The 20,011-nt window shown below is 62.3% G+C and carries 19 protein-coding genes and 1 pseudogene; 6 read left to right on the forward strand and 14 right to left on the reverse strand.

Annotated features, from left to right (window positions below):
• Positions 1 to 374 precede the first annotated feature (374 nt).
• Together ssuE and A1D30_RS22480 are read left to right on the forward strand one after the other, a co-directional pair.
• Entirely contained in the window at positions 375 to 965 is a 591-nt protein-coding gene (gene ssuE, locus A1D30_RS22475) for an NADPH-dependent FMN reductase (RefSeq protein WP_063462963.1), read from the forward strand.
• A 72-nt stretch (positions 966 to 1,037) separates the two neighbouring features.
• Positions 1,038 to 1,853: a LysR substrate-binding domain-containing protein gene (locus tag A1D30_RS22480; protein WP_242422010.1), complete on the forward strand. Its 816-nt coding sequence runs from the start codon at positions 1,038 to 1,040 to the stop codon at positions 1,851 to 1,853.
• Positions 1,854 to 1,993: 140 nt separating this feature from the next.
• On the opposite strand, the gene A1D30_RS22485 is transcribed toward A1D30_RS22480, so the two are convergent.
• Positions 1,994 to 2,323 (reverse strand): HPF/RaiA family ribosome-associated protein, encoded by a 330-nt coding sequence (locus A1D30_RS22485; RefSeq protein ID WP_347336247.1) that lies wholly within the window; start codon positions 2,321 to 2,323, stop codon positions 1,994 to 1,996.
• A gap of 278 nt (positions 2,324 to 2,601) precedes the next feature.
• Here A1D30_RS22485 and A1D30_RS25655 point away from each other — a divergent pair, with 278 nt between their 5' ends.
• Complete coding sequence (locus A1D30_RS25655) at positions 2,602 to 2,784, forward strand: hypothetical protein (RefSeq protein ID WP_131798518.1); 183 nt, start codon at positions 2,602 to 2,604, stop codon at positions 2,782 to 2,784.
• 76 nt (positions 2,785 to 2,860) lie between these two features.
• Positions 2,861 to 3,292: a hypothetical protein gene (locus A1D30_RS22490; RefSeq protein WP_063462965.1), complete on the forward strand. Its 432-nt coding sequence runs from the start codon at positions 2,861 to 2,863 to the stop codon at positions 3,290 to 3,292.
• 77 nt (positions 3,293 to 3,369) lie between these two features.
• Here the strand turns inward: A1D30_RS22490 and A1D30_RS22495 are convergent, their stop codons facing one another.
• On the reverse strand, positions 3,370 to 4,254 hold the full coding sequence (locus A1D30_RS22495) for a LysR substrate-binding domain-containing protein (protein ID WP_063462966.1): 885 nt from the start codon (positions 4,252 to 4,254) through the stop codon (positions 3,370 to 3,372).
• 116 nt (positions 4,255 to 4,370) lie between these two features.
• On the opposite strand from A1D30_RS22495, the gene A1D30_RS22500 reads away from it, so the two are divergent.
• Complete coding sequence (locus tag A1D30_RS22500; RefSeq protein WP_063462967.1) at positions 4,371 to 4,790, forward strand: hypothetical protein; 420 nt, start codon at positions 4,371 to 4,373, stop codon at positions 4,788 to 4,790.
• A gap of 716 nt (positions 4,791 to 5,506) precedes the next feature.
• Here the strand turns inward: A1D30_RS22500 and A1D30_RS22505 are convergent.
• The 11 genes from A1D30_RS22505 to A1D30_RS22550 form a co-directional block, all read right to left on the reverse strand.
• Positions 5,507 to 9,655 carry a DUF4347 domain-containing protein gene (locus A1D30_RS22505; protein ID WP_199866034.1) on the reverse strand — a complete coding sequence of 1,383 codons (4,149 nt, stop codon included), beginning with the start codon at positions 9,653 to 9,655 and terminating at the stop codon, positions 5,507 to 5,509.
• 254 nt (positions 9,656 to 9,909) lie between these two features.
• Positions 9,910 to 10,494 (reverse strand): hypothetical protein, encoded by a 585-nt coding sequence (locus A1D30_RS22510; RefSeq protein ID WP_242422011.1) that lies wholly within the window; start codon positions 10,492 to 10,494, stop codon positions 9,910 to 9,912.
• Between the two features lie 44 nt (positions 10,495 to 10,538).
• The gene (locus tag A1D30_RS22515) at positions 10,539 to 11,228 is read right to left on the reverse strand and encodes a YkgJ family cysteine cluster protein (RefSeq protein ID WP_063462969.1); all 690 of its coding nucleotides are present in this window, start codon (positions 11,226 to 11,228) and stop codon (positions 10,539 to 10,541) included.
• 38 nt (positions 11,229 to 11,266) lie between these two features.
• A complete protein-coding gene (locus A1D30_RS22520; RefSeq protein ID WP_063462970.1) occupies positions 11,267 to 13,570 on the reverse strand; it encodes an ATP-dependent DNA helicase in 2,304 nt (767 codons plus the stop codon).
• Positions 13,567 to 14,460 carry a hypothetical protein gene (locus A1D30_RS22525; RefSeq protein WP_082836587.1) on the reverse strand — a complete coding sequence of 298 codons (894 nt, stop codon included), beginning with the start codon at positions 14,458 to 14,460 and terminating at the stop codon, positions 13,567 to 13,569. Before A1D30_RS22525 ends, A1D30_RS22520 begins: the two co-directional genes overlap by 4 nt.
• A gap of 506 nt (positions 14,461 to 14,966) precedes the next feature.
• A complete protein-coding gene (locus A1D30_RS22530; RefSeq protein ID WP_063462972.1) occupies positions 14,967 to 15,410 on the reverse strand; it encodes a hypothetical protein in 444 nt (147 codons plus the stop codon).
• A gap of 93 nt (positions 15,411 to 15,503) precedes the next feature.
• Positions 15,504 to 15,887, reverse strand: coding sequence for a hypothetical protein (locus A1D30_RS22535; RefSeq protein ID WP_063462973.1), 384 nt, complete (start codon positions 15,885 to 15,887; stop codon positions 15,504 to 15,506).
• Between the two features lie 189 nt (positions 15,888 to 16,076).
• A complete protein-coding gene (locus tag A1D30_RS26675; RefSeq protein ID WP_277922028.1) occupies positions 16,077 to 16,211 on the reverse strand; it encodes a hypothetical protein in 135 nt (44 codons plus the stop codon).
• Positions 16,212 to 16,503: 292 nt separating this feature from the next.
• The gene (locus A1D30_RS22540; RefSeq protein WP_063462974.1) at positions 16,504 to 17,244 is read right to left on the reverse strand and encodes an SDR family NAD(P)-dependent oxidoreductase; all 741 of its coding nucleotides are present in this window, start codon (positions 17,242 to 17,244) and stop codon (positions 16,504 to 16,506) included.
• Positions 17,245 to 17,413: 169 nt separating this feature from the next.
• Positions 17,414 to 17,986 (reverse strand): flavodoxin family protein, encoded by a 573-nt coding sequence (locus A1D30_RS22545; RefSeq protein WP_063463017.1) that lies wholly within the window; start codon positions 17,984 to 17,986, stop codon positions 17,414 to 17,416.
• Between the two features lie 14 nt (positions 17,987 to 18,000).
• A complete protein-coding gene (locus A1D30_RS22550) occupies positions 18,001 to 18,885 on the reverse strand; it encodes an NmrA/HSCARG family protein (RefSeq protein WP_063462975.1) in 885 nt (294 codons plus the stop codon).
• A gap of 158 nt (positions 18,886 to 19,043) precedes the next feature.
• Between A1D30_RS22550 and A1D30_RS22555 the strand changes: the two genes are divergently transcribed.
• Positions 19,044 to 19,886 (forward strand): LysR family transcriptional regulator, encoded by an 843-nt coding sequence (locus A1D30_RS22555; RefSeq protein ID WP_063462976.1) that lies wholly within the window; start codon positions 19,044 to 19,046, stop codon positions 19,884 to 19,886.
• Here A1D30_RS22555 and A1D30_RS25355 read toward each other — a convergent pair.
• Positions 19,859 to 20,011, reverse strand: a pseudogene (locus tag A1D30_RS25355) (IS481 family transposase); the annotation flags it as partial. The gene A1D30_RS22555 and the pseudogene A1D30_RS25355 sit on opposite strands and share 28 nt — an antisense overlap.

The following is a 20,011-nucleotide window of genomic DNA, read 5'->3' on the forward strand; positions in this document are numbered from 1 at the left end:
ACCCAAGAAGGTGGCGCTGACCGCATGCATGCACAAGCTGCTGACGATCATCAACGCGGTGATCCGCTCGGGCAAGCCGTGGCAGGCTGGTTATCCACAGGCCTGCCGGTGCTTGAGAAAGGCTTGACTTCAAACACAGTTGCTCTCCCCTTGTGGGAGAGGGCCGGGGAGAGGGGGTGAAACGGGCGCGGCGCGGGTGCAGGCCCCCTCTCCCCAACCCTCTCCCGCGAGGGGAGAGGGGGTCAACCCCAGCGCCGATGCGGGTGTGCAGGCTGATGCTCCCATCTGAGATAGGTGAAAAATCAAGCCAAATCGGCCTCTAGCGCTTATCCATAAAGCGCTAGCAGCTATCAAATCAGTAGTTAAGGAAAGCTATGTCCGCCTTGCTCATCGCCGGCAGCCCCTCCGAGCGTTCCCGCTCCGCCGCCTTGCTGGATGCCGTGGCCCAGCGCCTTCAGGTGCGCGGTGCGCTGATGGACCGCATCCACATCCGCGACCTCTCGCCCCAGGCGCTGCTGCTGGCCGACTTTGGGCATCCCACGGTGGTGCATGCCATCGACCAGGTGGCCGATGCCAGCGTGCTGGTGGTGGCCACCCCGGTCTACAAGGCGGCCTACAGCGGGGTGCTCAAGGTGTTTCTGGACCTGCTGCCGCAAACGGCCCTCAAGGGCAAGGTCGTGCTGCCCCTGGCCACGGGCGGCAGCCCGCACCACATGCTGGCGCTCGACTACGCGCTGCGCCCCGTGCTGCAGTCGCTGGGCGCCAAAAGCATCTTGCCTGGCATCTACGCCACCGACGCCCAGGTCACGCTGACGCCCGAGGGCAGTTATCACGTGCAGGCCGATATTGCGGCCCGCCTGGACGACGCGGTGAATGTGCTTGTGACCGAAACCCTGCGCCCGTCGCCCGCACAGGCCACGCGGTTTGCACCGGTGCCGTTCTCGCAGGTGCGATGTAGCGTCTGACACCGGCCTGGCGCTGCGGCCCTGCCGTGCTGCCAGTGCCTTCCTTCTTCCCCTTTTGTCCCTCTTTTTTGATTGTGTTGCTGCGCCGGGCGCGCGGGCAAGCGCCTCACCGGGCTCACGCCGCCGGGCGAGGTGCTGCTGCCTACGCTGGACCGCCTGCTGCTCGAAGCCGACAACCTCAAGCGGGCCGGGCAGGACTTCAGCGACAGCGCGCAGGGCCGCCTGTCGGTGGCCGCCACGCACTCGCAGGCGCGCTATGCGTTGCCCCAGGTCGTGCGCGACTTCCGCGCCATGTTCCCACAGGTGTCGCTGCACCTGCACCAGGGCTCGCCGCGCCAGGTGGCGGAGATGCTGCTCAGCGGCGAGGCCGACATCGGCGTGGCCACCGAGGCCCTGGCGGGCTATGACGCGCTGGTCACGCTGCCCTGCTACCGCTGGACGCACAGCATCGTTGTGCCCCCGGGCCACCCGCTGCTGGCCCATCCCGGCCCCGTCACGCTGGAGCAACTGGCCGAGCATCCCATCATCACCTACGAGCTGGGCTACACCGGCCGCGCGCACATCGACACCGCGTTTGCCAACGCGGGCCTGGCCCCTGACATCGTGCTCACCGCCATGGACGCCGATGTGATCAAGACCTATGTGGAGCTGGACATGGGCGTGGGCATCGTTGCCTCCATAGCGGTGGACGAAGACCGCGACCGCCACCTGCGCATGATCGATGCGGGCCACCTGTTTGAAGTGAACCTCACCCGCCTGGGTCTGCGGCGCGGTGCGTGGCTGCGCGGGTATGCGTACCAGTTCATTGAGAGCTTCGTGCCCACGCTGACGCGTGACGTGGTGGAGCAGGCGGTGTCTCTTAGCGCATCTTTCACAGAAGAGGTCTGATAGGGCGGGGGTATGCCCAGTGTGATGTCAGAAGCCGATTTAATCAGGACACAGGGCCGCACGAGGTGCCTGTTGCCAGCTGTGGCCCGGACGCATGCGCTGCTTGCGCGTTGCGCCGAGTACCAGGGATCGGACATTCTTCAGGCGAAGTGTTCGGTGCCGCGTTGCCGTTTGGCGTCAGCTGCCCCATCGCGGCGGCGTTGTTTGTGGGATGTGGAACTGCGGCGCCACGCACGCAGAAGGTAGCGAGCAGCGCTGGCCAGCGCCTCGTCGAGTGCTGAGCGCCAGTCCTTGGCTACCGCAGACACGACAACGGCGCCTGCGCCGTCTGTGCGCAGCGCAATCTGACAGCGCTTGTCCGGGCCACCCCGGGGGCCGTTGATGTCGTCGAGCTTGATGTCTGCACGGGGCACCAGCGCATTCAGCCGCCTGAAGGCAAAGCGCACGCGGCGCTCCACGGTCTCACGCATTTGCGCAGCTTCTGGGTGATGGGTTCTGACAAGAATCTGCATGGGCAATCTCCTGGGTTGAGGGTGACACCGTAGCCCGCACTCTGGATGCCATCCAGCAGGAAATTTCTGCACGAAGCAGCCAAAAAACCTGTGTCTTGGAGGCAATCGGCCATGCCGATAGAGCTGCGGCTTTTTAGATTCTCTGATCAGAGAAAACCTGCTTCTTTCCAGCGGATAGGGGCCCCACATTCGAGGATCTTCCCCGTTGTGAATCTTCCGCTTCAAAGGAGCCATTCATGAAACCCTGGATAGGAATTTCGTCGCTCATCCACTCCCTGCGCCATCACCTTGTGCGCTGGATTTCTCGCTTTTCTGTGGTGCCATCGCCCGTGCTGCGGCGCGTGCCGGTCAAGGTGCCGCTGCGAGTACAAGCCCAGTACCGCGACGGTTGGCAGCCACGCTCTCGTTATCGCCGCTGAGGCGGTGCCGTGGGCGCACCGGCGCTTGTTTGTCACCCGTGTCGTTGAATCATCCCCCGTGTCAAGGAGAGTAGAGATGCGAACCTATCGCCGCAACAGCCCCGAAGCTGTCGCCCGAATCATCGCCTTGCTTTTGGTGTCGGATGGCCATGTGAGCCGGTCCGAACTGGAGGCATTGCACGGACTGCATATGGAGCAAGAATTGGGCTTGCCGCAGGGTGACTTCGCCCAGGTGTTGCATGGCCTGTGCGAGGACCTGTGGATGGGCGCGCATGAGCAGCGGGTTCTGACCGCAAGTATCGGTGGGCCCACGTTGGCCTTGCTCTTGGCTGAAGTGGACGATCCTGTGCTGCGGCGTAAGGCGCTGGAGTTTGCAGAAGCGGCGGCCACTGCAGACCACCACCTGGCCCCTGCTGAGTGGTTGCTGATGAACGCGGTGCGTCAGCAATGGCATATGGATGTGGTGCCCGTGGCGCGGAACAGCAGGTGGCTCGCCATGGCAGCCTGACGAAGCGGTGTGTTGTGTGCGGTTGCGCAGGCCGTTGCGGCTGTAGCCGGTCCGTGCGCTGCTTTCCATGCTTCGTCCTAGCCCGTGGAAGCTGCATCGACCAGTTGCCGAACCAGCGGGTGGTGCTGCCCTCTGCGGGACCATATGGCATGCACTTCTTCAAAAAGCTGTGGGCATTCACCCAGCAGGCGCAGCCCGCGCACCAGTCCCACGTCCTGAGCACCCAACCGGCTCACCGGAAACACCCCCAGCCCCCGCGCGGCAAATACGGCCAGCAAGGCACTGTCTTCAAACTCCCCCACTACCCGGGGCTGCACGCCCAGGTCTTGAAACCATGCATCCAGGGTGGCGCGCAGTGGTGCATGGTGGGTGGGCAGTAGCACCGGCAAGTCTTGCAACGACTGGGGAAAACGGTCACGTACTTGCTTTTTCACCAGGGACGCCGGGCCATACCACTGCAGTGTAGACCGGGCGATTCGCTCGCTGGTCAGGCGCTGGTGGGGGTTGCGCGGCGCTGCTTGCCCGGCCAGAACCACATCCAGTTGGTGAAGGGCCAGCTCAGAAAGCAACTCGTCCGACTCTCCCTCATGGCATACCAGCCGCAGGTGGGGTGTGGCCAGCACGGGCTCCAGCAGTGCATGCGCTGCGAGTTTGGAGATGCCATCCGACAATCCCACCGACAACCGGGCAACGCGGGCAGTCGCGGCCTCCCGCACCTCTTCTTCGATGTACTGGCCCAATTGAAAAATCTCTTCGGCACGGGTGAATGCAGCTTGCCCCGCTTCGGTCAGCGCCACCCCGCGCCCCGAGGGCTTGAGGAGCTGGTGGCCCAGCGCCTTTTCCAGATCGCGCACCTGGGCGCTGATGGTCTGCACCGCCATCTCCAGCCGGTCTGCTGCCCTGGCAAAGCCACCTTCCTTGGCAACGATCCAGAAATAGTAGAGGTGGCGGTAGTTCAGCATGGGCGGGCTCAGGTTCGAGAAAGCCGAATGCTAGGTGCGGCTAGGTCTGGTGTCTATGTCACGCGGGTTTGCCCATACTCGTCGCTTGCCAATTTCAATACAGAGGAAGCTTTCACATGTTCTACGCAATCAACTGGTTTCTTTCATTGGCGCTGCTGGCCCTGTGGTCTCTGGCCTGCTGGGGAACGCATGCGGTTACGGTCTGGGTGGTGTCCAGCGCGGGCGCATTGACCGGCGGCAGCGCGGTGGCAACCACCATCCTCGTGCCAGGCTGGCTCAAGGCCTGGATGCCCCCAGAGTTGATGGGCCAGTGGGAGGTCTTCGTATCGTCTGTGGGCCCCGTGGTGCAAGCGGTGCTGGAGGCCGTACCTGCTCTGGCAGGGGGCATCACCTTCCTGGCCTGGGCGCTGTGGGGTGTGGGTGCCATAGTGCTGGTGGCGTTTGCGGTGAGCATCCACATTCTGATTGGGCTGGTCAAGCGCCACAGCGGTGGCACGGGCAGCCCAGGCACCACTAAGGAGGCATTGGCGCGCTGAGCGGGCTGGCGTAGCTCTTTTAGAAGCCTGGGCTGCGCCGTTTTCTGGCAGTGCGAACGGTTGCGTGCATTGATGATGTAGACCTGCGCCAATGCTGCTGCCTTGTCACAGTCACACGCGGTTGCTGCAACAGGGCGTGGGATTGATTAAAAAAGTGGGCACTCAGCCTGTAGACGCATCATTGAGCTGTTGGTACTGCAACACTTTCTGCATCGTCGTCAGACCGCTCCGTCGCCAGCTGGGCAGCAGGGGGTGAAAGGGTTCGCGTCGTTGCCGCAGCCGTTCCCGCAAGCTTGGGCCCCAGTGTCAAGCCGTTCACCGTCAGTACCAGGGCCTGCTCTTGCGCAACCCATGCGGCCTACTCTCGCTGTGTCAGCCCTTTCTCTTCCGTTCGCGAAACGTCCTTGGATGCGGCCTCCTTGGTTCTCTCCTGCGCGTTGATCAAGAGCGTGTGCGCGGTCTCCTTTTTGCAAACCACAGCGTGTGTAGCGCAACACGTTCTAAAACGGTCACGTCCTGTGCCTTCAGCAGTTTCAAAAAACGCGTGGAGACATGCTTGGGAGCGAGTCGCACAAGCCGAGCCGGGCTTTTGGGGGGCGTGTGAAGGCAGGAGTTTGTTTTGCTTTAGAGACTGGGTCAACTGCTTTCTCTGAGGTGTAAACGTGGGATGAGGACGCGGAGGAGGATTCCTCCGCACTATGCACCGCCTCGGAGAATTAGAACCAGAACCCATGAGGCATATCCGGCGCCTGCCCCATGATCGACAACGCCATGTGCCCCGGTGCCCCAGGGTCGGTGATGATCCCGTCCACCTTCCCATCCGCATCGAATTGTCCCCCGTCTTCGATGTGGAAGTCCAGCCGCAGGCGTCCGCCTTCCACCACCATCTTGCCTCCGTAAGGCTCGCTGGCGATGTTCACCCATTGGCCGCTGGCACTTTCTTTCCAGTATCCGTTCACCCCCAGCGCCGGGTCCACGTACAGGCTGAAGTTCTCTCCTGTCTTGCCAGCCGCCAGTGCTACCGTGAAACTCACCAGCCCTATTGGCATTTGCATGCCCGCAGGCAGGTCTGGCGGTGCGTCCTTTTGCGTCAGGCTGGTGATGCGTGCATTCTCGTTGCCGCTGCCCACTTTACCGTTCTGACTGCTGGCGACCAGGGTCGTAAAAGTCGGCGGTGCATTGCCCGGGTTGCTCTGCCCTGTGGGACTAAGCACGAAACCGATCGAGGCCACTCCCGCTTGTTCGCTGTCCTTAATGCCATCTCCATTACCGTCTCCCGCCACGATGGCTCCATTGGGGCCCGGGATGCCCGGGGCCTGGTCTTCAACAGCTGGCGGGATGCCGTCGTTGTCGGGCACTCCGGGCGTTGGCGGGGTCACAGGAGGGGTTACCGGCGGAGTTACTGGTGGTTCAGGATCCACCGGTGCTGCGCTGATAACCACGTCAAAGCTGTCGCTCATGCTGCCGCCGTGGCCGTCATTGGCTGTTACCTCTATGCTCACTGTTCCGGTACCGGCAGGTGTACCGCTGAAAGTACGGGTGGCTGGGTTGAAGTTCAACCAGGCAGGAAGGGCTCCGCCTCCAGCGAGCTGGGCTGTGTAGGCAAGGGTATCACCCACATCCACGTCGGCAAAAGTGTTGGCCGCAAAGGTGTAGCTGAACGCAAAGCCTTCGGTAGCGGAGTGATTGGAGATGGCGTTGGCCAACGTGGGCGCATCGTTGGTGTTGCTCACGACCAGTTGGAAGGTGTCCGTCACCGAGCCTCCATGCCCATCATTGACGGTCACATCAATCGACAACACGCCGACATCTTGGTTGACGGGCGTACCACTGAAGGTACGGGTGGCAGAATTGAAAATCAGCCATGCAGGTAGAACACCACCACCTGTAAGCTGAGCGCTGAAGGCCAGGGTGTCTCCCACATCCACATCCGTGAACGCATTGGACGGTATTTGGAAGTTGAAGGCTGCGTCTTCGGTTGCGATCTGGTCCGCGATGGAAATGGAAACAGTAGGAGCGTCGTTGACTGCCGCAACACCGACTGTCTTGGTATCAACAGCGCTGTTCTTGGTCCCGTCATTCACACTGAAACTGATCGTGCGACTGTTGGTGTCTGGGCTTTCGGAAGTATTGCTGTAGTTGACGTCGCGCAACGCGGCCTGCCATTGGGCGAGGGTGGCCGTGCCGCCTGCAGAGGACAGCGTCAATGCACCGGTGGCGGCGTTGTAGCTGCCGACGATATTGCCGTAGAGCGTGCTGCTGGTGTTGGTGAACTGCAGCAAGTCCTCGCCACCCTGGAAGTTGCCTGTGATCTGCACGGTGGCCGAGGCAAGCGTCGCGTTGTCCAGATCCGAGACCGTCAGGCCCGGGTCGACCTGCACAGGGCCCTGGCCTTCGGTGAAGAGGCCGCTGCCGCCACTGTTGCTGAGAACGGGCGTCTGGTCGGTGGCTGCCACGGTCACTGTGCGATTGGCTGTGACACTGTCGTTGGTGCCATCGTTCACCACAAAACTGATGGTGCGGGTGGATGTATTGGGAGTGATCGCTGAATCGGTGTATTGCACCGACCGCAGCGCCGCCTGCCACTGTGCGATCGTGGCCGAGTTGCTGGCGGAGGTCAGGCTCATCGCACCGGTCGCGGCATCGTAGCTGGCGCTGATATTTCCATACAGCGCGGGGTTGTTGTTGACGAAGAGAAGCTGGTCCTCTCCGCTGCGGAAGTTGCCGGTGATGGACACCGTGGCAGACGCTAGCGTGGTGTTGTCGACATCGCTGAGCGTCAGGCCACTGTCGATGACCACCGGCGTGGAGGCTGTGTTGTCGCCCGCGGTGAACGCTGCGCTTCCGCCAGACGTGGTGAGGACGGCGGCATCGTTCACCGCGGCAACGGTCACAGTGGAACTGATGAACAGGGCGGTAGTGTCCGATCCGCCGTTGGCAACGCCGCCAGTGTCCCGCACCGAGGTCAGGGTGACCACACGACTGCCGGCGGTCGGCGCCTCGCTGGTGTCCCGATAGCTGAGGTTATTGACCAAAGTCTGGGCGCTGGCAGCGCTGATGCCGGAGCTCTTGTCCATTGTCACCGTGGCCACCCCACCGCTGACACTCACGGAGACTGAAAGGCCCAGTGTGGATGTGGTGAGGCTGTTGCCATTGAACAAAGCTACATTGGTGCCATCAATGCTCAGCACCTCGCTGGAACCGTCAGACACATTGCTGACATTGAACGTCAGCGTTCTCACACTCTGGCTGCTTTCGATCGTGCTGATCGAGGTGCCACTGAACAGGCTCACTGCGGCCCCGTTCTCGGTGTAGGTGGGGGTGCTAGTTGCGGTGGACAGTATAGGCGCGCTGTTGACGGTCTGTACATTGACCGTGACATTGGAGTCCACACTGATGTTAGCGGAATCTCCGTCATTGAGCGTGAACCGGACTGTGCGGGTGACGCTGGTGAACGGGTCATCCGAGGTATTGTTGAAGGCGATGTCCCGCACGAGCGCCTGCACGGCGGTCGGCGTCGCATTGGCGTTGAAGCTGATCACCAGACTGGTGCCCAAGGTGCCACCCGTGAAAGTGCCGATGGCGATGCCCTCGTAGCTCACCAGGTTGCCCGAGACGCCAATCTGGCCGGCGCCATTGCCCTGGTTGACGATGGTGAGCACGTCCTGCGCCGTCACGTTGTTGGTGACGATGGCCACCGTCAACTTGCCGCCGTCGAAGTCCGTGCTGTCCGTGTCGGACACCAACGCATTCTGGCTGGCATCCAGCTTGACCGGCCCGCCTCCTTCCACGTAGGTGACAGCGTCGCCGTTGACGTTGCTGATCACCGGGACCGCATTGTTGATGGCGGTGGAGACATTGATGTCGTCGATGGACAGGGACACCCCTGGCTGCCCGTTCTGGTAGACGATCCGCACCTCGTCCACAGACTGCCAGGCAATGCCCGAGACACTGACCTCCTGGCCGTTGATGGTGGTCCCGTAGCTGGCCATGCTGAAGTTCAACTCGGCGTCGGTGACCTGCACACCGTCCCGGTAGCCGACCAGCCGGTACTGGGTGCTGCTGCTGATGAAGTCCTCCACCCTGATCGAGTGGAAGTTGAATTCGTCGCCGCTCGTCGATTGCAGGATGGCGGCATAGGCCGTCGAGGAGTTGCCGATCATGATGAGCGCCTTGTCCTGCGCGCCATCGGCCAGCACCGTGTCAACATTCTGATTGGTGACGACCAACTGCGAGTTCATGTCCGGGTTGCCCATGCCGTCCCGCAACCCTATCGTCCAGCCGGCAAAGACCAAGTCCTCGCCCGGCTGGTAGTACCTGCGAATGCCGCCGTCATCCGGGAGCGTCACGGCGTCGAAGGTCTCGTAGGTCGGCGCCGCCAACAAGGAGTCATAAGCACCCAGGTCGCCGGCCAGGCCGGGCGCCTCGATGGCGCCGGTCTGGCGTTCCAACGTCCAGTCGCCGCCCAGCCAGGCTGCCCCCGTGTTGTCGGTGGACCCAGCCACGTCCGCTGACGTGATCGCTGCGATTTGCGAGAGGAAGGCCTCGCCTTCGTCACCAGCGCCCACCTTGCAGCCGTACAGCAGCAGATCGCCATCGGCGGTCAATGCGCTGCCGATGGCGCGAAGCGCGTCCGTATGGGTAGACAGCGTGGTCTGGGTTAGCCAGACATTGCCTGCCTTGACGGCACCGGCCCCCCCGTGAGAAATGAGTGAGATCGCGTCGATGCCGTGACGGCCCTCAAGATATGCAGCCATCTGGGCAATGCCGTCTTTATTCCCATCCAGCACGATCACTTCGGCACCTGGGTGTAGACCTTGAATGATCTTATCGGCGCCTTCCAGTTGTCCATCAATGAAAACCACGTCAGTCCGCAAACCATTGTTCAGAACCTCAATGTAGCTCTCTGAAGTTTCGGTGTCGGAGGTAAGAGTACCAAGGGAAGGTTGTGTAGTGACTATTGGCATGCTCAAAATCAGCCGGTTATCCGCTGGTGCGTTGCTGGTAGTGGCGCCCAGCGGAAAATTTGTTCAAAGGGCGGGATTCTGTCGAATGTGTCGTGAAACGACAAGAACTGTTGTGCACACAGCGGAGTAGTCGTCGGTGGCAATCAAGTTCTTCACTGCGGTACACACCCCCGAAAGCCCTTGGGCCCGGTGGCCGATACCTCCGTCAGCGACATTGCCTCCACCCGGTCGTTCTGCCCCGGCATCTTGGTCAGCCGTTGGCCGTTTTGCCAGCGCCACTGCTGGCCGTCAAAGCTGTAGATGAAGGTGTGCGTGCGGTTGGAGAGCAGGTGCGCGGGCGTGAGGGTGATGGCCTGGGCGGCGGCTTCGGTGGGGGCGTGGGCCTGGGCTTCGTTGTCCTTGATGACGAGCTTGCCCACATAGGGCGTCACGGGCGATTCGGTGCGGGTGACTTCGGGCTGGACCAGTGCGGGGCTGTAGCCCGTCAACGTCCATTCGCCAGGGCCGCTGGGGCGCACGTGGGGCTGGCGGGCGGCGAGGAACTGGGTGCAGGCGCTGGCCAGCGCGGCAAATGATGTCTGGGCGGGGCCGGTGGGTTCGGGCTTGCTGCAGCCTGCCAGCAATCCCAGGGGCAGGGCGAGCAGCAGGGGGGCGGCGCGCACGCGTGCGCGGGTGGCAGGCAAGCGGCGGGGCCAGGCGCTGCGGCGCGCGGCGGGGGTGTTGTGCAAAGACCTCATGGACGGCATTGTGGGCAGGTGGGCGGGCTGCGGCTTGATGGAAGTCAAGAGTGCGGCGGGGTCTTGGAGGTGTGCGGACCTTGCGCGGGCGCGGGCCCCAGCGCGGCCGGATCGCCCTGGTGCCAGCGCGCCTGGGCGGTGGGGTCTTTCAGGGCGGCCAGCACGGCGGCGTTCAGCTCGTGGGCGCTGGCGGGCAGGGGCTGGTCGCGGTAGGCCAGGGCGGTGCCTGCCATCAGGGCCTCGGCATCGACCAGCAGGCGCAGGTTTTGCGGGATGGTGGCGGATTGTTCTGCGCAGTGTTGGGCTGACAACGAGTGCGCCTTGCGGCAGGCGGCGGGGCGCACGGGGTAGATGCTGCAGCGCTCATCCACGAGAAAGCTGCAGGCCTGGCGCGTGGTGCTGGCGTGCGCAGTTGCCACATGCCGCTGCAGGGCACTGATGGCATCAGCCTGCACCGTAGCGGGCTGGGCACGCAGGTGCTGGGCGATGTGGAAGACCTCGGGCTCGGTGGCCTCAACCCGAAGGTGGCAGCAGTGGGCGCAACCGGCCTGGCAGGCGGGCTGGGGGCCGGTGGCGCGGGCCTGCTCGGCCACGGTGTCCAGCCCCCGGTGCAGTTGCGCGATGAAGACCACGGTGTCATCCGCGCCTTGTGACTGCCGCAGCACCTGCGCTGCCCGCTGCCGCACGCGGGCGATGGATTGCAGGAAGGCGGAGCGCTCGTCGTCGGTCAGCATGGGCGGTTGGCGGGGGGAAGGTGGCTGTGCCCCGCACCTTAGCGCGTTTGCCACCACGCGGGCAGCAGGCTGCGCACCTGGGCCTGTGCAAAGCGCTCGTCCATCAGGTGCACCACGCCTTCGTCGCTGGGCGTGCGGATCACGCGGCCTGCGGCCTGCACCACCTTTTGTAGGCCGGGGTAGAGGTAGGTGTAGTCATAGCCCGCGCCAAACAGTGTTTGCATGCGTTCGCGGATCTGTTCGTTGACGGGGTTGACCTGCGGCAGGCCCAGCGTGGCGACGAAGGCGCCAATGAGCCGCTGGCCGGGTAGGTCGATGCCCTCGGCAAACGCGCCGCCCAGCACGGCAAAAGCAATGCCCTGGCTGGTGTCGGTAAAGCGGGCCAGAAACTCGCGCTGCTCGCCTTCGAGCATGCGGCGCGACTGGCACCAGTGCGGCACATCGGGGTGCTGCTGCGCAAACAGCGCGGCGGCCTGCTGCAGGTAGTCATAGCTGCTGAAAAACGCCAGGTAGTTGCCGGGCCGCTCGCGAAACTGCTGCGCCATCAGCGCCGCAATCGGTGCCAGCGACGCCGCGCGGTGCGGGTAGCGTGTGGAGATGTGGCGCGCCACCTGCACCTGCAGCTGGTGCGCGGCAAAGGGCGAGTCCACGTCCACCCACACATGGTCGTCGGGCAGGCCCAGCAGGTCGGCGTAGTAGCGCGCGGGCTGCAGCGTGGCCGAGAACAAGGTGCTGGTGTGTGCCGCTGCGAGGCGGGGTTGCAAGAAGGGCGCGGGCACCACGTTGCGGATGCAGACCACGGAATCGCCGGGTTTAGCGGCCCGCTGGTGGTGGCTTGACGAAGTTTGGGTGATGTCCACCATCGAATGCGCATCGAGCAGGTCGGCCATGCGCTGCAGGTGCAGGGCGTCGAAGTAGAAGGTCTGCAGCGCGCCGTCTGGCTCCGTGGGGTGGTCGGTGAAGTGTTCGGTGAGCGTGGTGGTGCACTGCTGCAGCGTGGCCAGCAGCTTGTCGGGGAAGGCTTCGAGCACCGTGTACGGATCCGGGTGCGCCTTGTCCAGCGCCACCCAGGCGCGGCGCACCTTGTCCAGCGCCTTTTTCACCGGCGCATGCTGCGCGGCGGTGGGGCTGCTGCGGGCCTGGGCCAAGGCGGCGGGGTGCAGCTCGGCGGTGAACATCTTGCGGCCGCGCTCCACCAGGTTGTGGGCCTCGTCCACCAGCAGCGCCGTGCGCCACTGGTTGGCCTGGGCCAGGCCGTGCAGCAGGCCGCCCAGGTCAAAGTAGTAGTTGTAGTCGCCCACCACCACGTCGGCCCAGCGGGCCAGCTCCTGGCTCAGGTAGTAGGGGCAGACATCGTGCTGCAGGGCTACCTCACGCACGCGGGCTTGTTGCAAAGCGGTGACGGTTTTTCCTTCGATGGTGGTGGCCACCGCAGCGGCGCGTGCAGCAGGCAGCCGGTCGTAAAAGCCCCGGGCCAGCGGGCAGGATTCGCCGTGGCAGGCCTTGTCCGGGTGTTCACAGGCCTTGTCGCGCGCCACCAGCTCCAGCACACGCAGCGGCAGTGCGGGTGCGCTGTCGGCCAGGCGCGCCAGCGCATCCAGCGCCATCTGCCGCCCCGAGGTTTTGGCGGCCAGAAAGAACACCTTGTCGATGTGCTGCGCTGGCGCTGCCTTGAGCAGTGGGAACAGCGTGCCCATGGTCTTGCCAATGCCCGTGGGCGCCTGGGCCAGCAGGCAACGGCCGGCGACCGCCGCCTTGTACACGGCCTCGGCCAGCGGGCGCTGGCCGGTGCGAAAGCCGCCAAACGGAAAAGCCAAAGTGGTTAATGCCGCATCGCGCGCGGCACGGTGGGCCACCTGCTGTTCGGCCCAGTCAATGAAGCGCTGGCACTGCGCCTCAAAGTGCTGGCGCAGGTCGTCGGCGCTGCAGCGTTCGGTAAACACCGTCTCCTGCTGCGTGCCCACGTCCAGGTACACCAGGGCCACGTCGATGTGCGCCAGCTGCTCCTGCTCGCACAGCAGCCAGCCATACACCTTGGCCTGCGCCCAGTGCAGGTGGCGGTGTGATGCGGGCTGGCGGTCCAGCCGCCCCTTGAAGGTCTTGACCTCGTCGATGCGTCGCTGTGCCGGGTCATAGCCATCGGCCCGGCCCCGCACACGCAGGCTTTGGTAACTGCCGCTCAGCGCCACTTCGGCGCGGTAGCCTGCACCCCGGCGTGACGCTGCCACGGCATGGCCTGCCATGCCTTCCAGCGCAGTGGGCGCGGGCGTAAAACGCAGATCCAGGTCGCCCTGCTTGGCGGTGAATTCGCACAGCTCGCGCACCGCCACGGTATAGGTCATGGCGGGGTGGTCGGGGCGTCGGTCGCGGGCGGGGCTGGCTCGCCCAAATGGGTTTGAGCCACGTCGTCATCGCTGCGCAGCGGCGTGGCCTTGCAAAGCGCCATCCACACCGAAAAGGGCAGGGTGCAGCGGTTGTGCCGCGCGGGGCGCAGCAGCTCAAAGCGCCCGTCCTCCACACTGCCATGCAGTACCCAGATGCCGAAGTGCCCGGGGATCTCTTCGGGCTCGGCAATGCCCGCCGGGAAGACGTAGTAGCACTCCTCGCACAACCACTGATAGGCCTGCCGCTTGGCGTCGTGCCGCAGGTCCGACAGCAGGTCGGCCCGGCTCGCCTTCACCTCGTGCACCATGGGCTGCAGGTAGGCGGGCACCGAGGTGTTGCGCACCGAGAAAAGATCAGGCCGGGCCATGCGCCACACATTGGCGGCAGCGCGGGCAGCCGGGGCGTGGTCATCGTCGGCCCACAGCGGCGCCATGGCGGGAGCCATGTTGGCAGGTGCATCGGCCGTGGCCGCAGGCAGCAGCACATCCCCCATCGGCACGGTGTCGATCACCGCGCGCAGCGACAGCTCGGTCCACACGATGCGCCCCGAAGCCAGCAACTGCGCCGCAAACTTCTGCCCCAGCCGGTCGTGCAGGCTCAGCGCCCGCACGCCACGCTGGCGGGCTTGCGCCAGCGTGCGGATGCCTTCGTCGGTGAGGCGCAGGGTTTCGCAACCATCAGCCGCAATGTGCAGCCTGATAAGGCCCGCAGCCAGCAGGTCAATCTCCAGCCCATCCTTGCAAGGCCACCCCGCCGAGCGCCAGATCTGCATCAGGCGCGTGCGGTGAAAGCGGGTGATCGGGGCGGAGCGTGGGGAGTCCGAAGTGGGGGAGGGCAGCACCGTCATGGCAGGGTGGGTGGGCTGGCGTGACACTGATTTTAATCACAGTGTCTGGCGGGCTGCTTTTTGGATGTAGGAAGGAGTGTGGTAAAGAAATTTGGGTCGGATTTGCCTCTTCCGCCCTATGGAAAAGCGCTAGATGCTATTGAAATGTGAGCATCCTCGCCATGACATTTCAAGGGGGAAGAAATGAGTCCTCCGGGGTTGTATGAGGATGCACTTGCCCGGCATGAAGCGAACAATCGGAAGTTGTTGTTATGTGGCCGTCTATGCAGGAGGTAAATCGGAAGAGGCGGCGAGAGGCTGCAACGCAGCGGGTGCTGTCATCCAAGCTTTCCCGCCGAATGAGTACTATCGGCCAGGAGCAGCCAGTCACCGCAAATGAAAGCGGATGTTCAACGTTTGAGCTGAGAGGCCAACGCCTGGAAGGCGCTTGGCCCGCTAGACGGATGATGGACCAGACGGTTGGCGGGCCAAGCGGCTTTCCGATGGCGATCCGCTCCGGCAAAGGGTTAGGCCTCACACGCCCGGGGAAAAGCTGAGGCCCAGGCGTGATAAGCCTCTCGATTTAGGCCCGCGGACTCTGCAATGAGGCGCTCTGCATAACGAAAGCCAACTTTCTTGGCAATAGCGAGCATCTCCTCGTCTGGCAGTTCATCTTCGTACAACTCGATGAACAGCTGAGCCAGCGCTGCCTGAAATGACCGGTAGCTGAACCAATCTGTCTTAGGGTCTTCTAGGGAGCACCTTCGGTACGTGGCCGAGCTTTGATCGAAGTACGTCAGCACAGTGCCGCACTCCCACAGCGGAACAATACTGCGCTGCGCGATTGGAGATGAACGCCAGTGTTGCGCTGGCTGAACCCTAAACCCGAGCGGAGACGAAGGCTCGTATACGCGTAAATGCTGAAGGATGCCTTCGGAGATACCGAGGTCACGCAGCACTATTTCGTTCATGAGGCTTAACGTGGAAGTAAGCGGACGCCGGAGCGCGAAACGCGGAGGGAACCACAAGCACAGCTTGTGGCGGTCCGCTTGACTGTAGGGAGGTTAGCGTTCAAGTGGGACCTCCAGGAACGGGAAGGTTGAAAGAAACCTTTCTTTGATTGCCGGAGACTCTCTCAGTGCATTGAACGCAACATCAATCGCTGGACCATCAGCCTGGGGGCGCCCACGTAGGTATGCGATGCCGCAGATTGCTTGATCCTCTTTTTCTGATGTTTCTTCCGATGGGGTGAACCCAATAACCCGAAAGATGTGAAAACGCGCTTCGTCGAAGTACAGCAGATCCAGCATGTAGTCCGGATAACCCTCTCGCGTTGCAATCATGTGCTCGGCCCACTTGTTGAGCTCTTCGCTGTCGATGGCATCACAGAAGTAACATGCTACGACAAATCCGATCAGCGATGAATCCTCTTGAGTAAGTCCGTGCATGGCTTTAGGGGTGAACGCTAACGAATGAATTTAGACCGCAAAACCTGCGGGATGAGCAGGACCGTGCGGGATATTCTGGACACTGTTTTCCCCTGTAGGCGGCTTGCAGCATAGCTTTGCGAGAGATGGCCTGTTCAGATATCCAGGCATAAAATTTCAATGAAATCCGGCACGCGTTAAGCCAGCAAACTATAGCTTGCCGTATGCAGACACCGGGATTTCCAGCGGCAGCGTGCAGCAAATTAACGGCAGCTTTCGGGTGGCACTCCCGAAAGACAGCTTGTCCCTCGCGTGCAGCCGTCGGATCTTGCCAATCATGTCCATGGTGATCACTCCTTGCACACCGCCGCTTAAAAACAGCAGGGTAGGTTGAACACATGGCTTGCTTTTACTTCGGCACTACTTGAAAAGTGGCTCAAATTCCGGTCGGCGCCAACAATTGCCAGAAAGACGGCTGCTTTCACAACCACTTCACCCCGTGACCAAAAGCAGCTTGAGGATCTGTCGGGGAATATACTTGGCGATGGCAAAGTCAAGAAGCGGCGCACGTTCATCGCTACTACGCCGTCGAACGAGCGAGAAGACCGCTCGCTGCAACAACGTGATGAGGCCAAATTTATGCGTTGGCTGCGCCGTCCACCGTAAGTTCCGCTCCGTTGATCGACCGAGCCTGTGGACTGGCAACAAAGGCATACAGAGCGGCCAACTCGTCGGGGTCCGCGTAACGCGGAATCGCCATGCGCTGCAACTGGAACTGCGCATGCTCGCCGTCCGCAGGATTCATGTCCGTGTCGGTTGAGCCCGGGTGGATGACATTGACCGTGATACTGCGGGAGCCGAGGTCGCGTGCCAGCCCTTTGGTGAGGCCGATCAATGCGGCCTTGCTTGCCGCATACAAGGTCATTCCGCCTCCCGGCACACGAGTCGCTAGGTTGCTGCCTGTGTTGATGATTCGGCCACCATCGCTCATGTAGGCGAGCGCCGCTTGCGTGGCGACGACGACCGCACGCAGGTTGACAGAAAGGGTCTCGTCAATATCCGCGAGGCTGGCGGATTCGATGGAGCCCGTGCGGAAGATCCCGGCGTTGTTGACCAGGATGTCGAGCCCGCCGAGTTCTGCCGCTGCGCGATCGACCGCTGCTTTCACTGAAGTCGGGTCGGCTGCGCTCATCGGGACCGTGATGGCATTGCGTCCGGTGCTGCGAATCGTCTTGGCAATCGCATCCGCTGCCGTGGCGGACTTCTCGTAGCCAATTGCGACATCGGCACCTTCAGACGCAAGGCGACGCGCGACCGCAGCTCCGATTCCACGGCTTGCGCCAGTGACAAAAGCGCGTTTTCCAAGAAGTGTGTTCATGATTGCAAGTCCATTTATGTATCGAACGGTGCTTAATGTTGGCGAGCAGCCGAGTTGGGCCGTGCACAGACGCAATCCGTCCCGACCTGCTGGCCGGAACTCGATGCGGAGATTCCCGAATGGGGCTGGCCCTGCGGCTGAAGCCCCGGATCCTGAAAGGAGCGCCCTGTTACGCCTTGTGAGGCGACGTATTCGAGTAGCGCTTCGCAACGTCCCGAAGCCGTTCGCCAAAACGCCTGGCCGTCTCGATATCGCCTTCCAACATTTCGTCAACCCCCGCATCGACCGGTGTTGTGGCCATTGCGCCTGAAGATGAACCGACATAGTTCACGTCATTGCGCAGAGCTGCCTTGGTATTGGAGGGCATCATGCCGGTGCCCACCCACAGGCCACTGTGTTGCATGGCGAACGTCATGAAGTACTGCAAAGTGGACAGCTTGTCGCCGCTCATGCTTCCACTGTTGGTGAAGCCCGCGAAGAGTTTGTCTTTCCATTTCTGAACCATCCAGGCCGCGGAAGAATCATCGGCAAATCGCTTGAACTGCCAACTCGCGCTGCCCATGTAGGTGGGTGAGCCCAGCACAATCAAATCCGCGGCGGCCAGTCCCATCCAGGCGGACTCCGGCAGAGTGCCTTGCGCATCAATTTCCAGCAATACGGCCTCAGCGCCATGGGCAACGGCCTGCGCCAATCGACGGGTATGGCCGTAACCGGAATGGTAGACAACCACAATGGATGGCATGGTGTGGTTCGCCTTCATTGGGCAGTCCTCCAGCGCGCAGCCGTCTCCAGCGCATAGTCGCGGTAGTTCCGCAATGGGGCGCCTAATTCTTGCTGCATGCGCTCGACTGCGGCAGCGGAACCCAGTTCGCCATCCGTCTGCATGCGCGCCATCATGAGCCGCATGTCATAGGCCATCCAGGCGGGTGCAAAGCTTCGGAATCGCGTTTCAAAAGGCCCAATGTCATCACCCGCGTGCCGGATGGTCTTGCCCAGCACATCGCTCCACACAGCGGCGGCGGATTCACCCGACAACGCTGTGGGCCCCACGACATCCAACACCTCTGTTGGCAAGGGTTCGCTTGCGGTGTCTCGGCGAAGCAGATGCCGTGCGGCAACCTCTGCCACGTCACGCGCGTCCACCATGGAAATGCCTGCGCTGCCGATCGGCATGGGATACACGCCCCGCTCCAGAACATCGGACTGAATCAAGGCATCGTCGTTCTGCATGAAGTAGGCGGGACGCAGAATGGTCGCGTACATACCCAACTGTCCGATCATGCGTTCAACCGTGTGCTTTCCAGTGAAATGCGGAACCTCGGTGAACCGGTCGCTGTGCATCACAGACAGGTAAACGATGCGCTCGATACCTGCTTCGCGAGCCAGGTTGAGTGCAATCAGTGCCTGGGTGACTTCGTCTGCGGCCACGGTGTTGAGCAAGAAAAGCGTTCGTGCGCCACCCATGGCAGCGCGTATCGAATCCACATCCTGAAAGTCTCCCTTGACGGCCGTAACGCCGGGTGGAAACCGTCGCTTTTCTGGTGTTCTGGTGAGGGCATGAACGTCCGCGCCTTGCGCTGCCAGTAGCGCCACCACATGGGAGCCGATAAGCCCTGTGCTACCCGTAACGAGTATGGTCATTTGAGTCCTTGAGAGTGTTCAATGGTTGAATGAAGCGGGTCTATGGCGAGACAAGGAAGCGATCCATGCGTGCCCGTTCGACACGGCAACAAGCTGAAGTATTTACGGTTTGACCTGGTGCTAATAGACTCGTTGTGTAGACACTGGCGTACCAAAATATGAACAATGAAAATTACTCGATCGATGATCTGCAGTGGTTCATCAAGATCGCAGAGGCCGGGAGCCTCTCACGGGCTTCTCGCCAACTGGATGTTCCGAAATCAACCTTGTCGCGCCGCCTCGCGCGCATTGAAACGGCAGCGGGGGTCAGCCTGGTCAAGCGCAACACCCGGGCCTTCGCATTGACCGACGCAGGCCAACGCCTGCTGGACGGAACAAGTCCACTGATCCATAAACTGAACGCTGTCACCCATGAGCTTTTTTCTCCGGATCAAACGCCAAGTGGTCGGGTTCGTCTGGCGGCGTCAGCGACATTTGGCAAAGTCGTGCTGCTTCCGCTGGTGACCGAGTACCTGTTCAAGCACGAGCATCTGGAACTGGATGTCAAGCTCAGCAACCGCCACGTCAACATCGTCGAAGAAGGCATTGATCTGGCCGTGCGCATTGGCGAACTTGCCGATTCCAGCCTGAAGGCCCGTGCTATCGGCACCGTACGTCCAGCTCTATTTGCAAGCCCCGCTTATGCGAACCAACATGGGTTGCCGGTGCATCCCGGTGAACTCAGTGCTCACGCTGGCCTGCTGCAGTCGAGGGAAGCCGCAGAAATCAAGCTGCATTCGCGAAGCAGAACCGCAAAAGGACTTTTGCGCTCACGTTTGATCATCGGCCCTTCAGACGCCTTGCTGGCGCCGACATTGGACGGACTGGGAATCGCCGTACTGCCCGAGTTCCAGGCAGCGCCGCTGGTCGCATCAGGTAAATTGGTCAGAGTGCTGGAGGGCTGGCAAATGTCCGCGCTGAAAGTCCAGCTTGTCTACCTGTCACATCCCGGACGATCATAGGGTCGCTTGTGAAAAAGATGCGGGTGCGTCTGATACCACTGTTTCATGGCCTGCATCGGCGTACTGCTCTTGAGCGCTGACTGCGGCAACTGGTGGTTGTACAAGGCCACATAGCGCAGCAAGGT

Origin of the sequence: Acidovorax sp. GW101-3H11 (genome assembly GCF_001633105.1) — a bacterium.
GTDB lineage: Bacteria > Pseudomonadota > Gammaproteobacteria > Burkholderiales > Burkholderiaceae_C > Acidovorax.